General features: G+C 66.6%; 16 protein-coding genes. 3 read left to right on the top strand and 13 right to left on the bottom strand.

Features of this window, described 5'->3' with window-relative positions; genetic code table 11:
* Positions 1-4 precede the first annotated feature (4 nt).
* From purL to DPM12_RS16300, 5 genes are read right to left on the bottom strand one after another with little or no spacing between them, the layout of a single operon-like run.
* Positions 5-2,278, bottom strand: coding sequence for a phosphoribosylformylglycinamidine synthase subunit PurL (gene purL, locus DPM12_RS16320; protein WP_112259398.1), 2,274 nt, complete (start codon positions 2,276-2,278; stop codon positions 5-7).
* A 29-nt stretch (positions 2,279-2,307) separates the two neighbouring features.
* Positions 2,308-2,985 (bottom strand): phosphoribosylformylglycinamidine synthase subunit PurQ, encoded by a 678-nt coding sequence (gene purQ / locus DPM12_RS16315; protein ID WP_112259397.1) that lies wholly within the window; start codon positions 2,983-2,985, stop codon positions 2,308-2,310.
* On the bottom strand, positions 2,982-3,233 hold the full coding sequence (gene purS / locus DPM12_RS16310) for a phosphoribosylformylglycinamidine synthase subunit PurS (protein ID WP_170313712.1): 252 nt from the start codon (positions 3,231-3,233) through the stop codon (positions 2,982-2,984). Before purS ends, purQ begins: the two co-directional genes overlap by 4 nt.
* A 35-nt stretch (positions 3,234-3,268) precedes the next feature.
* Positions 3,269-4,156: a phosphoribosylaminoimidazolesuccinocarboxamide synthase gene (locus DPM12_RS16305; protein WP_112259427.1), complete on the bottom strand. Its 888-nt coding sequence runs from the start codon at positions 4,154-4,156 to the stop codon at positions 3,269-3,271.
* Complete coding sequence (locus DPM12_RS16300) at positions 4,153-4,947, bottom strand: LLM class F420-dependent oxidoreductase (RefSeq protein WP_211659053.1); 795 nt, start codon at positions 4,945-4,947, stop codon at positions 4,153-4,155. Before DPM12_RS16300 ends, DPM12_RS16305 begins: the two co-directional genes overlap by 4 nt.
* A 159-nt stretch (positions 4,948-5,106) precedes the next feature.
* On the opposite strand from DPM12_RS16300, the gene purB reads away from it, so the two are divergent.
* The gene (purB, locus tag DPM12_RS16295; protein ID WP_112259426.1) at positions 5,107-6,540 is read left to right on the top strand and encodes an adenylosuccinate lyase; all 1,434 of its coding nucleotides are present in this window, start codon (positions 5,107-5,109) and stop codon (positions 6,538-6,540) included.
* A gap of 61 nt (positions 6,541-6,601) precedes the next feature.
* On the opposite strand, the gene folE is transcribed toward purB, so the two are convergent.
* The 6 genes from folE to dacB all read right to left on the bottom strand — a co-directional run bounded on the left by folE (position 6,602) and on the right by dacB (position 13,752).
* Positions 6,602-7,204: a GTP cyclohydrolase I FolE gene (gene folE, locus DPM12_RS16290; protein WP_112259395.1), complete on the bottom strand. Its 603-nt coding sequence runs from the start codon at positions 7,202-7,204 to the stop codon at positions 6,602-6,604.
* Between the two features lie 5 nt (positions 7,205-7,209).
* Positions 7,210-9,228, bottom strand: coding sequence for an ATP-dependent zinc metalloprotease FtsH (gene ftsH, locus DPM12_RS16285; protein ID WP_112259394.1), 2,019 nt, complete (start codon positions 9,226-9,228; stop codon positions 7,210-7,212).
* A gap of 255 nt (positions 9,229-9,483) precedes the next feature.
* Complete coding sequence (hpt, locus tag DPM12_RS16280) at positions 9,484-10,035, bottom strand: hypoxanthine phosphoribosyltransferase (RefSeq protein WP_112259393.1); 552 nt, start codon at positions 10,033-10,035, stop codon at positions 9,484-9,486.
* A 30-nt stretch (positions 10,036-10,065) separates the two neighbouring features.
* A complete protein-coding gene (tilS, locus tag DPM12_RS16275; protein ID WP_112259392.1) occupies positions 10,066-11,115 on the bottom strand; it encodes a tRNA lysidine(34) synthetase TilS in 1,050 nt (349 codons plus the stop codon).
* A gap of 82 nt (positions 11,116-11,197) precedes the next feature.
* Positions 11,198-12,331 carry a zinc-dependent metalloprotease gene (locus DPM12_RS16270; protein WP_112259391.1) on the bottom strand — a complete coding sequence of 378 codons (1,134 nt, stop codon included), beginning with the start codon at positions 12,329-12,331 and terminating at the stop codon, positions 11,198-11,200.
* Between the two features lie 26 nt (positions 12,332-12,357).
* Positions 12,358-13,752 carry a D-alanyl-D-alanine carboxypeptidase/D-alanyl-D-alanine endopeptidase gene (dacB, locus tag DPM12_RS16265; RefSeq protein ID WP_112259390.1) on the bottom strand — a complete coding sequence of 465 codons (1,395 nt, stop codon included), beginning with the start codon at positions 13,750-13,752 and terminating at the stop codon, positions 12,358-12,360.
* A gap of 137 nt (positions 13,753-13,889) precedes the next feature.
* Between dacB and DPM12_RS16260 the strand changes: the two genes are divergently transcribed.
* A complete protein-coding gene (locus tag DPM12_RS16260) occupies positions 13,890-14,384 on the top strand; it encodes an inorganic diphosphatase (RefSeq protein ID WP_112259389.1) in 495 nt (164 codons plus the stop codon).
* Between the two features lie 93 nt (positions 14,385-14,477).
* Here the strand turns inward: DPM12_RS16260 and DPM12_RS16255 are convergent, their stop codons facing one another.
* Positions 14,478-14,900: a DUF2000 family protein gene (locus DPM12_RS16255; protein ID WP_211659052.1), complete on the bottom strand. Its 423-nt coding sequence runs from the start codon at positions 14,898-14,900 to the stop codon at positions 14,478-14,480.
* A 50-nt stretch (positions 14,901-14,950) separates the two neighbouring features.
* Here DPM12_RS16255 and DPM12_RS16250 point away from each other — a divergent pair, with 50 nt between their 5' ends.
* The gene (locus DPM12_RS16250) at positions 14,951-15,829 is read left to right on the top strand and encodes a helix-turn-helix transcriptional regulator (protein WP_112259388.1); all 879 of its coding nucleotides are present in this window, start codon (positions 14,951-14,953) and stop codon (positions 15,827-15,829) included.
* Between the two features lie 56 nt (positions 15,830-15,885).
* On the opposite strand, the gene DPM12_RS16245 is transcribed toward DPM12_RS16250, so the two are convergent.
* Positions 15,886-17,286, bottom strand: a complete 1,401-nt coding sequence (locus DPM12_RS16245; RefSeq protein ID WP_112259387.1) for a C40 family peptidase — start codon at positions 17,284-17,286, stop codon at positions 15,886-15,888.
* Positions 17,287-17,566 lie beyond the last annotated feature (280 nt).

Raw genomic sequence — 17,566 nt, 5'->3', positions numbered from 1 at the left:
CCGTTCAGTCCCCGAACGTCTGAGCTAACCGGCTCTCGTGGGCCCGGCGCAGCTCGTCCAGGGGGATGCTGAACTGGCCCTGCACCTCGAGCACTCCCGCGTCGTCGACGACGCCGATCCGCGCGTGCGGGAACCGGCGGCCCTCGCACAAGCTGGTGAACCGCACCTCCTCGCCGTGAGGCACGGAGACCACCGCCCGGGCGCTCGACTCCGAGAACAGGAAGACGAACGGATCGAGATCATCCGGAACCCACACCCGCGCGCCCATGCCGTGCCGCAACACCGACTCGGTCAATGCCTGGCCCAACCCGCCGTCGGAGAGGTCGTGCGCGCTCGTGACGAGACCGTCGCGGCACGCGTGATACAGCAGGTCAGCGAGCTCACGCTCGACGTCAAGATCCACCGCGGGTGGCGCGCCGCCCAGATGACCGTGCACCACGTGTGCCCACTCCGACCCGCCGAACTCGTCACGGGTCGCGCCGAGCAGGTAGATGATCTGGCCCGGTTCCCGGAACCCGTACGGAATACGGCTGCGAACGTCGTCGACGACACCCAGCACGCCAACGATCGGGGTGGGCAAGATGGGAGTGTCGCCGGTCTGGTTGTACAGGGAGACGTTGCCTCCGGTCACCGGCATTCCGAGCTGCTGGCAGCCGTCCGCCAGCCCGCGCACCGCCTCGGCGAACTGCCACATCACGCCGGGATCCTCGGGGGAGCCGAAGTTGAGACAGTCGGTGACCGCCAGCGGCCGCGCGCCCGTCACGGCCACGTTGCGGTAGGCCTCGGCAAGCGCCAGCTGCGCGCCGCTGTACGGGTCGAGCTTGGTGTATCGCCCGTTGCCGTCCGTCGCCATCGCGATGCCCAGGCCGGACTCCTCGTCGATCCGGATGACACCGGCGTCGTCGGGCTGCGCCAGCACCGTGTTCCCCAACACGTAGCGGTCGTACTGGTCGGTGACCCACGACCGCGAGCACAGGTTGGCGGAGGCGGCCATCCGGATCAGCGTCTCGCGTAACGCGTCACCACCGGACGGACGGGCCAACGACGACGGCGACGCAGCCTCCAGGTCGTCCTGCCACGCTGGCCGCTCGTACGGCCGCTGGTAGACCGGCCCCTCATGCGCGACCGTTCGCGGCGGAACGTCCACGACGGTCTCACCTCGCCACTCGACGGTCAGCCGGCCAGCCGGGGTGACCTCGCCAATGACGTCGGCACGCACGTCCCACGTGCGGCAGATCTCCATGAACCGCTCGACGCTCGCTGGCTCGACGACGGCCATCATCCGTTCCTGCGACTCGCTCATCAAGATCTCTTCCGGAGCGAGCGTGGAATCCCGCAGCGGCACCCGATCCAGCACGACGTGCATGCCACCATCGCCCGCGCTGGCCAGCTCGGACGTCGCGCACGACAAGCCCGCACCGCCAAGATCCTGGATTCCGGCGATCAGCCCCTCCGAGAACAGCTGGAGAGTGCACTCGATGAGGAGTTTCTCCATGAACGGATCGCCGACCTGCACGCTTGGCCGGCGCGACGATCCCGCGGATCCGTCCGAATCCTCGAATGTCTCCGAGGCCAGCACGGATACCCCGCCGATGCCGTCGCCACCCGTACGGGCGCCGTAGAGGATCACCTGGTTACCCACGCCCGACGCCTTGGCCAGATGCAGCTGCTCGTGCCGCATCACACCCACACACAAGGCGTTGACCAGCGGGTTCCTGGCATACGTGGGGTCGAACACGACTTCCCCGCCGACGTTGGGCAGGCCCAGGCAGTTGCCGTATCCCCCGACGCCTGCGACCACACCGGGCAGCACCCGCTGCGTGTCCGGGGCATCCAGCGGGCCGAAACGCAACGAGTCCATGACACCCACCGGCCGCGCACCCATCGCCAGGATGTCCCGGACGATTCCGCCGACGCCCGTCGCCGCTCCCTGGTACGGCTCCACATACGACGGATGATTGTGCGACTCGATCTTGAAGGTGACGGCGTAACCATTCCCGACGTCCACCACACCGGCGTTCTCGCCGATACCGGCCAGCAGCTTGCCGACCGACGTCTCCTGCTGAAGCTCGCCGAACCGGCGCAGATGCACCTTGCTCGACTTGTACGAACAGTGCTCGGACCACATCACGCTGTACATCGCGAGCTCCGAACTCGTCGGCCGACGGCCGAGAATGTCGCGGATACGCGCATACTCGTCGTCCTTCAAGCCGAGCTCCGCCCACGGCTGCGGATCGTCCGGCGTTTTCGCGGCGTTCTCGATGGTGTCCACGGTCACGCTCGGGCTCCTCACTCGTCCCTCGCTCGTCACGCCCCCACCACACTCTCCAGCACCGACGTGAAGAAACCGAGCCCGTCGGTACTGGGGCCGGTGAGCTCGTCGACGGCATGCTCGGGATGGGGCATGAGACCGACGACGTTGCCACGCTCGTTCACCACCCCGGCGATGTCGCGATACGAACCGTTGGGGTTCTCCCCGGCATAGCGGGCCACCACGCGCCGCTCGGCCTCCAGCCGATCCAGCGTCGGCTCGTCGGCGACGTAGCCGCCCTCGCCGTTTTTCACCGGAACGACGATCTCCTGGCCCGCCGTGTAGGAGGACGTCCACAGCGTCCTCGCATTCTCGATTCGCAACCGCTGATCACGGCAGACGAACTTGCGGCGATCGTTACGGACGAGGGCCCCGGGGAGGAGATGGGCCTCGCACAGCACCTGGAAGCCATTGCAGATACCCAGTACGGGCATACCGCCACGTGCTGCGTCGATCACCGATTCCATGATCGGCGCGAACCGGGCGATCGCTCCGCAACGCAGGTAGTCACCGTAGGCGAACCCGCCGGGCAAGACGACGGCATCGACGTCGCGCACATCCGGCTCACCGTGCCACAGCGGCACCGCCTCACCGGCGGAGAGCCGTACCGCACGCAGCGCGTCGCCATCGTCCAGCGAACCGGGAAAGGTGACGACACCAATTCTCATCGTCACGGCTCCACCCGCACGTCGAAATCCTCGATGACGGGGTTGGCCAGCAACGTGGAAGCGGCCTCTTCAATCTCGGCGACGGCGTCTGATGCCTCCTTGCCGTCGAGCTCGATCTCGAAGCGCTTACCTTGCCGGACGGCGGAGATGCCGTCGAAACCCAACCGTTCCAGCGCGCCGTGGACGGCCTTGCCTTGTGGATCGAGGATCTCGGGCTTGAGCATGACGTCGACGACGACGCGGGGCACCGGCAGACTCCTTGCACGGTTCGATGACGATGCGGGCACGCCTAGGATACCTGCTGCGCGAACGTGTCGCCGGTCAACCTCTCGTACGCCTCGACGTATCGTCGGCGAGTCCGTTCGACGATCCCATCGGGCAGCGGGGGCGGCGGCTCGTCACTGGAACGATCCCACCCGGACTCCGGCGAGGCCAGCCAATCCCGGACGAACTGCTTGTCAAACGATGGCTGGGCACGTCCGGGCTGCCACTGATCTCGTGGCCAGAACCGCGACGAGTCCGGCGTCAACACCTCGTCGGCCAGGACCACCGAGCCGTCGGGCCGTACCCCGAACTCGAATTTGGTGTCGGCGAGGATGATGCCCCGCTCGCGCGCGATCGCCTCGCCCCGCGCATACGCCTCTAGCGTCAAGGTCCGCACCCGCTCGGCGAGCTCGGCACCAACGACGTCCACCACGTACGCGAAATCCACGCTCTCGTCGTGTTCCCCCATGGCAGCCTTCGTCGTCGGGGTGAACAACGGTTCGGGCAGCCGGGATCCATCCTGCAGCCCATCGGGTAACGGGATGCCGCACACCGAGCCGCGCTCCCGGTACTCCGCGAGCCCGGAGCCGGTCAGATAGCCCCGGGCGATGCATTCGACCGGCACCATCTCCAGACGCTCCACCAGCACCGCACGGCCCGTGACCGCGGCAGGCACGTCCGTCGACACGACGTGGTTCGGCATGAGATCGGCCAGCTGCTCGAACCACCACAACGACATCGCCGTCAGGATGCGGCCCTTGTCCGGGATCGGCGTGTCCAGCACGTGGTCATATGCGGAGATCCGATCGCTGGCCACGACCAGCAGGCGATCGTCGCTTCCTTCCGGCCGGTACAGATCGCGGATCTTGCCCGAGTAGATGTGCCGGTATCCCGGCAGTGGTGGCGCGCTCATGCCGGGGCGTTGCGCTGGTCGCGCCAGGCCACCCACTCCCGGACCGCGCCGAGATCGTAGTTGGGCCCGGACACCCCGATCGTGAACAGCGTGGCGCCAGCCGCGAGCAGCCCCGCCGCCATGTCCTCGGGAGAGCTGGTGGACAGGGCGGGAACGCCCGTCGAACGCTCGATCTCGGCCGGATCTCGTCCCACATCGGCACAGTGATCCGCCAGGATATGGCTCTTGCGTTCGAGGGTCTGCGCGTCGGAGAAGCTGTGCCACGTGGACGCGTGCTCGGCCACCATCCGCAGCGTCTTCTTCTCACCTCCGCCCCCGATCAAGATGGGGATGTCTCGTTGCGGACGCGGATTCAGTTTCGTCCACCGCTCGCGGATCCGGGGCAACGCCTGAGCGAGATCGGCCAGCCGGGAGCCCGGGGTTCCGAACTCGTAGCCGTACTCGTCGTAATCCCGCTGGAACCAGCCGGCGCCGATACCCAGGATCAAGCGACCGTTGCTGATGTGATCGACCGTGCGGGCCATGTCCGCGAGCAAGTCCGGGTTGCGATAGCTGTTACAGGAGACCAGGGCGCCGATCTCCACCCGCGACGTCGCCTCGGCCCACGCCCCGAGCATCGTCCAGCACTCGAAGTGCTTGCCGTCGGCATCCCCGCTGAGCGGGAAGAAATGATCCCAATTGAAGACGATGTCGACGCCGGCCTCTTCGGCCTCGGCGACCGCCCGGCGGATCTGTTCGTAGTCCGCGTGCTGGGGTTGAATCTGGACACCAATGCGAATCGGACGGCTCACGTGCTCAATCCCTTCGTCGCGATATACCGCTTGGGTCGCCGGGCTCATCGCACGGCCCAGCCTGACGCTGACGAGTGCGACCTTACCCACAACGAGATTGCCCTCGTGAGGTCGGTCCGCTGCCAGCTATACCGGGAACGGTACGACAGAATGGAACCCGTGTCCGAGAATCCCTCCATACCCAACGTCCTCGCCAGCCGGTACGCGTCACCAGAGATGGCAGAACTGTGGTCCGCGCACCACAAGATCGTGCTGGAACGCCAGTTCTGGCTGACCGTGCTGCGTACCCAGCGCGATCTCGGGGTCGACGTATCCGACGAGATCATCGATGCCTACGAAGCCGTCGTCCACGACATCGATCTCGACAGCATCGCGGCCCGGGAACGAATCACGCGACACGACGTCAAGGCTCGGATCGAAGAATTCAACGCGCTGGCCGGACACGAGCACATCCACATGGGGATGACCAGCCGTGACCTCACCGAGAACGTCGAACAACTCCAGATCCGGGACGCGCTGCGGCTCGTCCGCGATCGGCTCGTCGCCGTCGCCGTTCGCCTGGCCGCGCGCGCAGGCGAGTACTCCGACCTGGTGCTTGCGGGGCGCAGTCACAACGTGCCTGCCCAGGCCACGACATTGGGAAAGCGGTTTGCCTCGGCCGCGGAGGAGCTACTGGCCGCCTACGAGCGGCTGAGCGAGCTGATCGACCGCTACCCGCTTCGCGGGATCAAGGGACCGGTCGGCACCGCACAAGACATGCTGGACCTTCTTGGCGGCGACGCCGCCAAGCTCACCGAACTCGAACGCCGCATCGCCACCCATCTCGGCTTCGGCCGCGTGCTGGACAGCGTCGGGCAAGTCTACCCACGTTCCCTGGATCACGACGTCATGTCCGCGCTCCTGCACTGCGCCTCCGGCCCGTCGAGCCTGGCGACGACGATCCGCCTCATGGCCGGCCACGATCTCGTCACCGAAGGGTTCCGGCAAGGGCAGACCGGGTCGAGCGCGATGCCACACAAGATGAACACCCGCTCGTGTGAACGAGTCAACGGGCTCACCGTCGTCGTGCGCGGCTACGTGTCGATGGCGGGCGAGCTGGCCGGGGCACAATGGAACGAGGGGGACGTGTCCTGCTCGGTTGTCCGGCGAGTCGCGCTGCCCGATGGATTCTTCGCCATCGACGGCCTGCTGGAGACGTTCCTGACCATCCTGGACGAGTTCGGCGCCTACCCCGCGGTGGTCGGCCGCGAACTCGACCGCTACCTGCCGTTCCTGGCCACCACGTCGATTCTCATGGCAGCCGTCAAGGCCGGCACCGGGAGGGAACGGGCCCACGAAATCATCAAGGAGCACGCCGTCGACGTCGCCCTCGACCTCCGCGAGCGCGGTGTCGAACACAATGACCTGCTCGACCGGATCGCCGCCGATTCCCGCCTGGGGCTGACGCGGGCCGACGTCGACGCGCTGGTGCGCGAGCCGATGCGGTTCACGGGAGCAGCAACCACACAGGTGGCTGAGGTGATCCGGCGGGTCGAGGAGATCGCGGCCGCCCATCCCGATGCCACGGCCTACACGCCCTCGCCGATCCTGTGATCCGTCGAGCAGGCGCGCTCGAGGCGAGCGGGACAAGCGGGATATGCCGCGTGCCACGAACCTAGCGGCCGATGATCAGGCTCATCGCCTCCGAACGCGTCGCCGGGTCACGCAGCTGCCCCCGTACCGCGCTGGTCACCGTCTTCGAGCCGGGCTTGCGCACGCCTCGCATGGTCATGCACAGGTGTTCCGCCTCGATGACGACGATGACGCCCGTCGGCTTCATCAAATCGACGAGCGAGTCTGCGACCTGCGTTGTCAGCCGCTCCTGTACCTGCGGCCGCTTGGCGAAGACATCGACCAGGCGGGCGAGTTTCGACAGCCCGGCTATGCGGCCGTCGTTCCCCGGCACATAACCGATGTGGGCGTGACCGTAGAACGGTACGAGGTGGTGCTCGCACGTCGAGGTGATCTCGATGTCCTTGACGAGGATCATCTCGTCATGGCCCAACTCGAAGGTCGTCGTCAGTGCCTGCGCCGGATCCTCTCGCAGCCCACTGAACATCTCGGCGTAGGCACGGGCTACTCGCTGCGGCGTTTCGGCGAGCCCTTCTCGCTCGGGGTCCTCACCGATGGCCACGAGCAGCTCACGGACCGCCGCTTCGACCCGCTCGTGATCGAAGGCACCAGCCGTCGAGTTGGCCGGCCGCGCAGGCTTCGTCACGGATGTCAGCTCCCGGTCGTCTCGTCCGCCGGAGTGCTCCCATCGACGGGCGGCTGCTCCTCGGACGTACCTGCGTCGTCTCCCTCATGCTCGTCCGACGCCTCGGAACCGTTCGGAGAGATCTTCATGGGGATCTCCACCGGCCCGAAATCCGAAGGCTTGCGGCGTGGCGATCCGGTCCACGGTGGACGATCGTCGAGCATGCGGACTCCCGCGAAGATCTCCGCGACCTCTTCCTTGTTCAGCGTCTCGTGTTCGAGAAGCCCGAGTACGAGCGTGTCGAGGATGTCGCGATTCCTCACGAGGATGTCGTATGCCTCCTGATGGGCGTTCTCGATGAGGTTGCGCACCTCCTCATCGACCTGTCCGGCGACCTCCTCCGAGTAGTCGCGCTGGTGGCCCATCTCCTTGCCGAGGAACGGCTCCGAGCTGTCCGAACCGAACTTGATCGCCCCCAGGCGCTCGGTCATGCCGTACTGCGTGACCATGCGCCGCGCCAGCGTCGTCGCCTTGTCGATGTCGTTGGCCGCGCCCGTTGTCGGGTCGTGGAACACGAGCTCCTCGGCGGCCCGGCCACCCATCATGTAGGCCAGCTGATCGAGCATCTCGTTGCGGGTCGTGGAGTACTTGTCCTCGTCGGGAAGCACCATCGTGTACCCCAGCGCACCGCCACGCGGCAGGATCGTCACCTTGTGCACCGGGTCCGTGTGGTGCAACGCCGCCGCCACCAGCGCGTGACCGCCCTCGTGATAGGCCGTGATGCGCTTCTCCTCGTCCTTCATCAAACGCGAGCTCTTCTGCGGACCCGCGACGACACGATCGATCGCTTCGTCCAAGAACTTCGCGGTAATGACCTTCGAGTCGTTGCGGGCGCTGAGCAGCGCGGCCTCGTTGAGCACGTTGGAGAGGTCGGCACCGCTGAATCCGGGCGTGCGCCGGGCCACCGTCCGCAGGTCGACGTCGGGAGCCAGTGGCTTTCCCCGGGCGTGTACTTCGAGGATCCGATGCCGCCCCTCAAGATCCGGAGCCGACACCGTGATCTGCCGGTCGAAGCGACCGGGACGCAGCAGGGCCGGGTCGAGAATGTCGGGCCGGTTGGTCGCCGCGATCAAGATGACGTTGGTCTTGACGTCGAAGCCATCCATCTCGACCAGGAGCTGGTTCAACGTCTGCTCCCGCTCGTCGTGGCCACCACCCATACCGGCACCGCGATGCCGGCCGACGGCGTCGATCTCGTCAACGAAGACGATGGCCGGAGAGTTCTCCTTGGCCTCTTTGAACAGGTCGCGCACCCGCGAGGCACCAACACCGACGAACATCTCCACGAAGTCGGAACCGGAGATCGAGTAGAACGGCACTCCTGCCTCTCCGGCGACCGCACGCGCCAGCAACGTCTTACCGGTACCAGGCGGGCCGAACAGCAATACACCCTTGGGGATCTTCGCCCCGACCGCCTGGAACTTCGCCGGATCCTGGAGGAAGTCCTTGATCTCGTGAAGGTCCTGGACCGCTTCGTCGGCGCCGGCGACGTCGGCGAACGTCGTCTTCGGCGCATCCTTGGACGCAAGCTTCGCCTTGTTCTTGCCGAACTGCATCATCCGGCCACCGGCGCCTTGCATCCTGCTGATGAAGAAGATGATCAGCGCGACCAGGAGCAATAGCGGCAAGACCGTGCCGAGCACTGCAACCCACGGGTTGCTCTGCGGAATGTCGACGTTGTATCCACCGGGGAGATCGCCGGACTCGTGCATCTCGTGCAGCTGATCGACGAGCTCGATGCCCTGGCCATCGACGTAGTAGGCCCAGACTTCCTCGCCGTCCTGCAAGGTCAGCTCGATGCGCTGAACCTCACCGCCAGTTACCAGGGCGGACTCGACGTTTCCGGCTTCGATCTCCCCCCTCGCCTGAACGGTGTCGATCTCCTGGGGGTCGTCACCACCGGTCAGGAAATTGTTCACCATGATCGCCACAAGGACGAACATGAGGAGCCAGATCGCCGGTCGAACAAATCGCTTAGCGTTCATGATGCGGGGTTTTCGATCCCCGTTCCTCCTGCTGAGTCGGTGCACTCCGGTCCGAGGCGACACACGGGACGTCCCGCCCGACCGTTGGAGTTCGGACCGTTACGACGATACCTTGGACGAGCATTGTCCGACCATTCGGCAATGATCTTACGGGATTGTCTCGCACCGCGCGGAAACGGCCGTGTCCGCTCGTCTCCCACACCAGAGACCCGACCTTGGCCCCGGACGCTCGTACAACCCGCATGCTCGACACCTCTAAGAGTACATGTGCGGCGCAAGCGTGGCGATGACGCGCAAGTTGCGATACTTCTCGGCGAAGTCCAGACCGTAGCCGACGACGAACGAATTCGGGATGTCGAACCCGACGTAACGGACGTCCACGGCGGTCTTGGCAGCTTCGGGTTTGCGGAGCAGCGCGCAGATCTCAACCGAAGCCGGCCCACGGGAGCGCAGGTTCGAGACCAACCACGACAGGGTCAACCCGGTGTCGACGATGTCCTCCACCACCAGCACATTCCGCCCGGTGATGTCCATGTCGAGGTCCTTGATAATCCGGACGACTCCACTGGAACGAGTTCCCGAACCGTACGACGAGATGTCCATCCAGTCGATCTCCACGTGCCGCGTGAGGCGCCGGGAGAGATCGGCCATGATCATGATCGCACCCTTGAGCACGCCGACGAAGAGGACGTCCTTGCCCTCGTAGTCGCGCTCGATCTCGGCGGCCATCTCGGACACGCGGTTCTGGATGTCGTCCTCGGTGAGGAGAACCTTCTCGATGTCGCCCTCAACATGCTGCGGTTCCACGCTGTGCAGCCTGCCATACCGCCGCGTCGATCAGTTCAGCGCGTCGAACCTCAGCAAACCACCGCGTCGTCGCGCCCGGATCGCTCCCGGTAAATCGACACCCTTTTGGCCCCGCCAGCCGGTGATCAACATATCGATCGCCTCGATGTGTGCGGCCGTGAGATCGGTCGGGGGGCAGCCGGCATCAATGGCGGCCGCACGCAACACGCGCCACCGGACGGCCTTCGACAGCCCCACGAGCGTTCCCACGTCATAGGCGGGGGCACCACCGGCCGCCGTCGTCGCGGCCGCCGCCCGAGCCGAACCTGCCGACGAGTCGAGCGCGTCCGCGTCGGCACGCAACAGGTCCGCTGTTCGTGCGAGCGCCGCGGAGATACCCGGCCCTAGCTCCTCCTCCAGCACCGGTAACACCCGCTTACGCACGCGCACGCGCGCGTAAGCACTGTCGGTGTTGTGCGGATCCTCCCACGGCTTCACGTCACCGGGCACGGCCGCGCGGACGGCATCACGGGTGAGCCGCAGCAGCGGACGATGATAGATCCCAGTCCGCTCGGCCATGCCAGCCAGGGACCGTGGACCCGAGCCTCGCGCCAGCCCCAGGAGCACGGTCTCCGCCTGATCATCCAGCGTGTGCCCGAGCAAGACAGCCGATGCCCCATGCCGCGCCGCCGCGCTCTCCAACGCCGCATACCGGGCCCGTCTCGCGCGTCCTTCCGGACCACCGACACCGGCAGGCACCCGCACGTGGATGGTTTCGACCGGCTCCAGGCCGAAGCCCACCAGCACCGCGCCCACCGCCCGTGCCCGATCCGCCGAGCCCTCTTGGAGGCCATGATCGACACTCACGCCACCTGCCCGAACGCCCGCGCGCGAGGCTTGATGTGCCAGCGCCGCCGCCAACGCCAGCGAGTCCGGGCCACCGGAGCAGGCAACGAGCACGAGGGGCATCGACGCCAGACCGTCCTCGTCACGCCCGCTCTCGTCACGCCCGTCCCCTTCCCGATCCTGCGCGCCGTCTCGCACGATCCGGTGCAACTCGTTGCGCACCGCACGGCGCACGTCCAGCCGGGGCTCGGCCATCCCTCACCTCACCCGCCCGGCCTCGAAAGGCATGAGAGAGCGGGACATGAACGGGCACGAGACCGGGAACCGGTACCCCGCACTACTGCGGCTCGCCAGCACCCCGCGACCGTCCTCCGTGTACACGCCGTACCCACGCGGCAGAGTCACCGATCTCGTCCGGAGTCGGCAACGTCTCGGGAGACTCCCACACGCGATTGAAGCCGGCCATGCCCACCTGCTGCACCACCTCGTCGACGAACTTGGCGCCGTCACGGTACTGACGCATCTTGGCCTCCAGACCCAGCACCTTCCGCGCTGCCCGATCGAACCCGCTCGATCCGCGACGGCGACGCTGGAAACGACGCCGGATGGTCTCGACCGTAGGAATGATCTGGGGACCCACCTGGTCCATCACCACATCGGCATGGCCCTCAAGCAATGACATGAGCGCTGTGACCCGCTTCACGATCGCACGCTGCTCCGGCGACTGAATGACATCGAGGATGTTCACCCCGTTCCGCTCGCCGCGCGCCGCCTCGATGAGCGCACGCACGATGTCTCGCACGTTCGCGGCCAAGATCCCACTGTCGAGCTGCGTGGCATCCACGAACTGCTCGATCTCACTCGCGAGATGTTCACGCAGCCACGGCACCGCCGTGAACTGCACGCGGTGAGTCTCCTCGTGCAGGCACACCCACAGGCGGAAATCCCGCGGGACGACGGCCAGCTCCTGCTCGACCTGAACGACGTTGGGGGCCACCAAGAGCAGCCGTCCCCGATGCTCGCCGGCGGACGTACCGGCATCGTCACCGGACGCTACCCAGAAGGGGTCGAACTGGCCCAATACCCGGCTCGCGACAAAAGCGAGGAACGCTCCGGTCTCCATACCGGTCGCCTTCGGACCGACCTGGTCGAACGGCCATCCCCCTCGTTCTTGGCGGTTCTGGTGAATCTTGCGGCTCAGCGGCGCGATAACGCTGCGCAGGCTCTGCGTGTTCGCAGCAACCCAGCCGCCACGATCGACGATCACCACTGGCGCGGTACCCACCGAACCGTCGAGACCCGTGACCTCGCGAACGTGACCTTCGGCGTCGGCCGCGAAGCCGCGCAACTCGGAGACGACCCGACGAGCTTCGGATTCCGTGACCGATGGTCCTGAACTCATCAAACGCTTGGCGGTTCGATCCGCCAGATCCCAATCCACGAGCTCAGGCTCGGCGTCACTCATCGTCATGGCATTCACGCTACGTCAGCGCGGCTTCACGACACGAGCGCAGCCGCGAATTCGTCGAGCGCCGCGCGCGCCTCCACGCCGTGGTCTGCGTCGTCGGCCAGGAGAGCGAACACATAGACCGTTCCCTGCGCCGTGACCGCGAGGCCGGCCAGGCTGTGTACCCCGGTGAGCGTTCCCGTCTTTGCCCGGACATAGCCGGCGCCGTTGTCGACCGCCCGATCGGCCAGCGTGCCGTTGAAACCCGAAACCGGCAGGCCGGTGAGGACCGGGCGCAGGTCCGGCCGCTCCGCGTCCGCAGCGATACCCAGCACCGTCACCAGCGACGAGGCAGTGACCGTGTTGCCTCGTGCCAGCCCGCTGCCGTCGAGAATGCGTACTCCGTCCATGTCCACGCCGAGGCCTGCGATCACATCGGTAACGGCACCGGAGGCATCCTCCGAGGTCCCGGGCTGCCCGCGCCCCACAGCCACATGCCGAAACAGGGCTTCGGCGACGTCGTTGTTGCTCGTCGACATCATGTACTCGACGATCGTGGAGAGCCGGGGCGAGGACACCGACGCGAGATCGGGCGCCTGCGGATCGGCGGTGACCCGTTCGGGATCGTCACCGCGAACGTCGATGCCGCTGGCATCGAGCATGTCGGAGAACCGTTCGGCCGCCGTGCGCGCGGGGTCGTCCACTCGCTCACGCATCCCGGGAGTCGCACGCGCTCCGTCGACGGACAACGCGTTCACCGGACCCACGACGCCGCCCGGCACGTACGTGGAACGCCAGTCCGGATCGACAGCCGGCCCGGAGAAGAGCCCGTCGTCGAACGTCACCCGGGCCGCCGACGCCCCGGCATCGTCGAGCGCCGCGGCCGTGGCCGTTGCCAGCTCATCGAGGCTGGCGGCCCCGGGAAGCGACGTCTCATCCTCGGTGGAGGCAAGCAGGGGGTCACCGCCGCCCACGAGCGTGATCTCGACCTCCTCGCCGTCGGCCTGATCAGCGAGGACTACGCGGGTGACGAATCGATGATCCGGGGCAAGCACGTCGAGCACGGCCGTTCCGGTGAGAATCTTCAGGGTGCTCGCCGGCGTGTGCGCGCCGTCCGCATCGGTCCGGTACACCGCGTCGCCGCCTCCGAGCGGGACAACCGAGACACCCACGCTCTCGCCTAGAGCCGGCTCGTCGAGGAGGTCTTCCAGCGCATCGCCGAGATCGCCCGTGCTGGATGCCGAAGCCTCCTCGACAGCAGAGGTCTCCAGCACGGCACCAGCCGTGTCCCAGTTCGGGTGGATCGGCCCCTTCGGCACCGAGGCCCCAGCCTTGGCCTCGCGCGATTCAGTCGGAAGCGTGTCCGTGGCGTAAAGCCCAACAGCGGTCAGGCAACCGGCGACGAGCACCGACCCACCGATGACGGCGATCTTCCGCCCGGACATTCGGCTCCTCTCGTCGTGATGGCTCGTCCTGCGGTGACATACTCAACACGCGGCCACGGCGCGTTGTTCATCACGGTACGGGACACTGGTAAGACGCCGTCAGGGCACCCGCACTCGAGACGCAGAGAGGCACACTGGTGGAGTTCGACGTCACCATCGAGATTCCGGCGGGAAGCCGGAACAAGTACGAGATGGACCACGAAACGGGCCGCATCCGCCTCGACCGCAGGCTGTTCACGTCCACCCGGTACCCGCACGACTACGGATTCATCGAGAACACGCTGGGACAGGACGGCGACCCGCTCGATGCGCTCGTGTTCATCGAAGAACCGACCTTTCCCGGGTGCCTCATCCGGTGCCGCGCCATCGGCATGTTCCGCATGACTGACGAGGCCGGCGGCGACGACAAGGTGCTGTGTGTGCCCTCGGACGATCCCAGGAAGGATCAGTACCACGACATCGGCGACGTCGCCGAATTCGACCGGCTCGAGATCCAGCACTTCTTCGAGGTGTACAAGGACCTCGAACCCGGCAAGTCGGTGGAAGGCGCAGCGTGGGTCGACCGCGCCAACGCCGAGAAGGAGATCCACGCGTCGTTCACCCGCGCCACCGATCCGCCACCGTCCGAATGATCATGTTTGGTACGTTTCCTCGGGCCGTAACACGTCTGCAGTCGTGTTACGGCCCGAGGAAACGTACCAAACATGATCATTCAGAGGCGGCGGTTAGGGGTGGAGTGTGGCGCCTTTGAGGATCTTGTCGACACCGTTCTTCGGACCATGAAGTGCCAGGCCAACGAGATCGAGTCGATCTCGCGACACCGCCTTCACGGCAGCCCGGTTGTCGCGATCGTTGCCCGTACTGAACAGGTCACTGGTGAAAACGGCCATACGCAGGCCACGACGCAGTGCGCGACCGTGCGCGGAACTCAGGGTCCGCCCGTCACCCACGAACACGAGCACGGGCTGGCCGAACATGGGCAAGTACGCCGTACCGTCGGCGTCCTCGTACGGATCCCCGACGAGCTCCGGGGTCGCGCTGCATACGCCGCTGGCCAGAAAGGCCGTCGCGTTCAGGCGTTGCCAAAGCTCCAGGTCGTCGCGGAGCAACACAGCGATCTTCGTGTCGAATCGAATCTGCTCGTTCACGGCCTCCAGCCTGCTCGGTTCGGAGCAGCCGGGTCTTGTACGTTCTTAACGTGGCCACTCGCGAAGGACGCCGGCACCGTGGCGCAACCGCCGCGATCCGGGCCTGGCGCCCGGCAGTTCCAGGTATCACCGAGGTGTTTCACGCGCACTTCGTCGAGCACGCCTACCCACCGCACGCGCATGATGCGTGGACACTGCTCATCGTCGACGACGGCGCCATCCGCTACGACCTCGACCGGCACCATCACGGAGCCGTGACGTCCACGGTCACGCTCTTGCCTCCACACGTGACGCATGACGGCCGGGCCGCGAGCCACCGGGGATTTCGCAAACGCGTTCTATACATCGACGAAACCGTGCTCTCTGCCGAGCTGATCGGTGCCGCGGTCGACCACCCCGGTATCGCCGACGCCCGGCTTCGACACCGGATCGACCAGCTCCATCTCACCCTCGAAAACCCGGGAGATGCCTTCGAGGCCGAGGGGCGGCTGGCGTTGATCCGGGATCGGCTGTACCGCCGTCTCGGGTGGCAGGCACGGGAATCCGCGACGGGCAGCACGCTCGTAGCGGGCAGCACGCTCGCGAGCAATCAGCGCGCCGCCGAGCGCCGACGCCTCGCCGATCAGTTTCGTGATCTCCTGGACGCTCACACGATCCACGGGGTCACTCTGGAGGAAGCATCCCAGCTCCTCCACGCGCATCCTGCCCACCTGGTGCGCTCTTTCACGAGAACGTTCGGGCTGCCTCCTCACACGTATGCCACCGGCCGCCGCGTCGACCTGGCCAGACGCCTGCTCCTCGCCGGGCACGTATCGGCTGACGTCGCCCTCGCGGTGGGTTTCTACGATCAGTCCCACCTGAATCGGCACTTCACCCGCTTTCTCGGCATCACGCCGGGCCGGTACGCCCGCCACTCACGCGGCGGTTGAGCAGCGCTCCGGGCGACGGGCGCACAGTGGTCACGACGACCCACCGGCCCGGCGGCTCAGGGCACGCGGCCGTAGAACGCGGGATCGTGCCAGTAGAAGACGTTCTGCACTTCGATGTCTTTACCCGGCCGTGGTGCGTGGATCATCTGACCGTCGCCGATGTAGAGGCCGACGTGGTAGACGCCAGATGCCTCACCGTTGTCCGACCAGAAGATCAGGTCACCTGGACGCATCTGGTTGTAAGAGATCCGGTCCACGAGTTCGGCCTGGGCCACGCTCCAGTGTGGCAAGCTCTTGCCTCCCGCCTCCCAGGCACGCATCGTCAACCCCGAGCAGTCGAACGCGTGCGGCCCGGCACCACCCCACTCGTATGGTTTGCCGATCTGGTCGTGCGCATAGGCCACGGCGTCCTCGGCGCCGCGCGGCGGATCGGGCGGGTCCGGTGGGTCCGGCGGGTCGGTCTCCGTGGGCGACGGAGTAGGGGTCGGGCTAGAAGTGGGCGTCGGAGTTGGTGTGGGCGTCGGAGTCGGCGTGGGGGTGGGGCTCGACGTCGGAGTCGGCGACATCGTGGGCTCGGGATCCTCGCGCTGGTCGTCGTCCTCGCGCTGGTCGTCGTCCTCACGCTCGTCATCGGACTCGTCGGAGTCTTCCGAATCATCGGACTCGTCGCGTTCCGGGTCATCGGTGGCCTCGGGGGTCGGATCGCCGTGTTCTCCACCGCCATCCGCATCGTCGCCAGAACCGTCCTCACGAGCATCTCGTTCGCGTTCGGCCGCTTCTTCGTCGGCAATCGCTTGCCGCCGCTCCTCTTCGAGAGCGGCCGTCGTCCCGCGTGCCGAGGCCAGCTCTTCGAGCATCAGCTCGCGCTGCGCCTCGACTGCGGCAGCTGCCTGTTCGTGCTCTCGGACGCGCCGGGCCGCCTCGGCCGCCGCCTCTTCAGCGCGCTCCGCGGCCCGCTCTCGCCGCGCCACTGCCTCGCGGGCCTCGGCGGCTGCGGCGTCAGCGGCAGCCGTAGCCTCGGCGGCCTGCTCGAATGCACCGGCTTGGGACGAGGTGGCCGATCGGAAGGCAACCATGCGGTCGAAGAGGGCACCGTCGCGCGCCTCGCCGTCCGAGGCCTGGAGGAGCATGCCGACGTTGGCCAGCTCGCCACCATGCCGATGGGCGGCCGCAACCACCTGGCTCAGGTTCGTTCGAGACTCGTCCGCCCGCGCTGCGGCCTCGTCCGCGCGCTTCTGCGCTTCCTCCTCGGCCTCTTGCGCCTCGGTGAGGGCGATCCACGCACCGTTGTGTGCCTCGACCGCCTTGGCGACATCCACGTGCAGGCGAGCGAGCTCGGCCTCGATAGCGGCAAGCTCGGCCTCGACATCTGCTACTGCCGCGCTAGCAGCCCGTTCTGCCTCGCGGGCGTCTTCGATCTCCTCCTCGGACGGATAGGTCGGCTCGGCTGATGCCATGGGAGCGACGAGAGCAACGACGAGGCTCCCGGCGGCAAAGCCCGCCAGGACACCTGTGACGAGAGATCGAGCTCTCGTGCGAGCTGGTGGTCCGACTTGCATGTGGCTGACCTCCCCGTCGCCAGACGTCACATCTCGACGAGAGTAACCACTTTTGCCACAGACGGAAACACGAACCACACAAATATCACCCATAACACGGCGTGTCGTCTTGACTAATCACATATATGTCATTTTCGAAACGCCAGGTGAGTGCGCCAGAGCGCGATCAGCTCCCGGC

The sequence above is a fragment of the Phytoactinopolyspora halophila genome (assembly GCF_003287285.1).
GTDB classification, from domain to species: domain Bacteria; phylum Actinomycetota; class Actinomycetes; order Jiangellales; family Jiangellaceae; genus Phytoactinopolyspora_A; species Phytoactinopolyspora_A halophila.
Note: the sequence above shows the minus strand (reverse complement) of the source record. Positions and strands in the feature narration are given on the sequence as shown.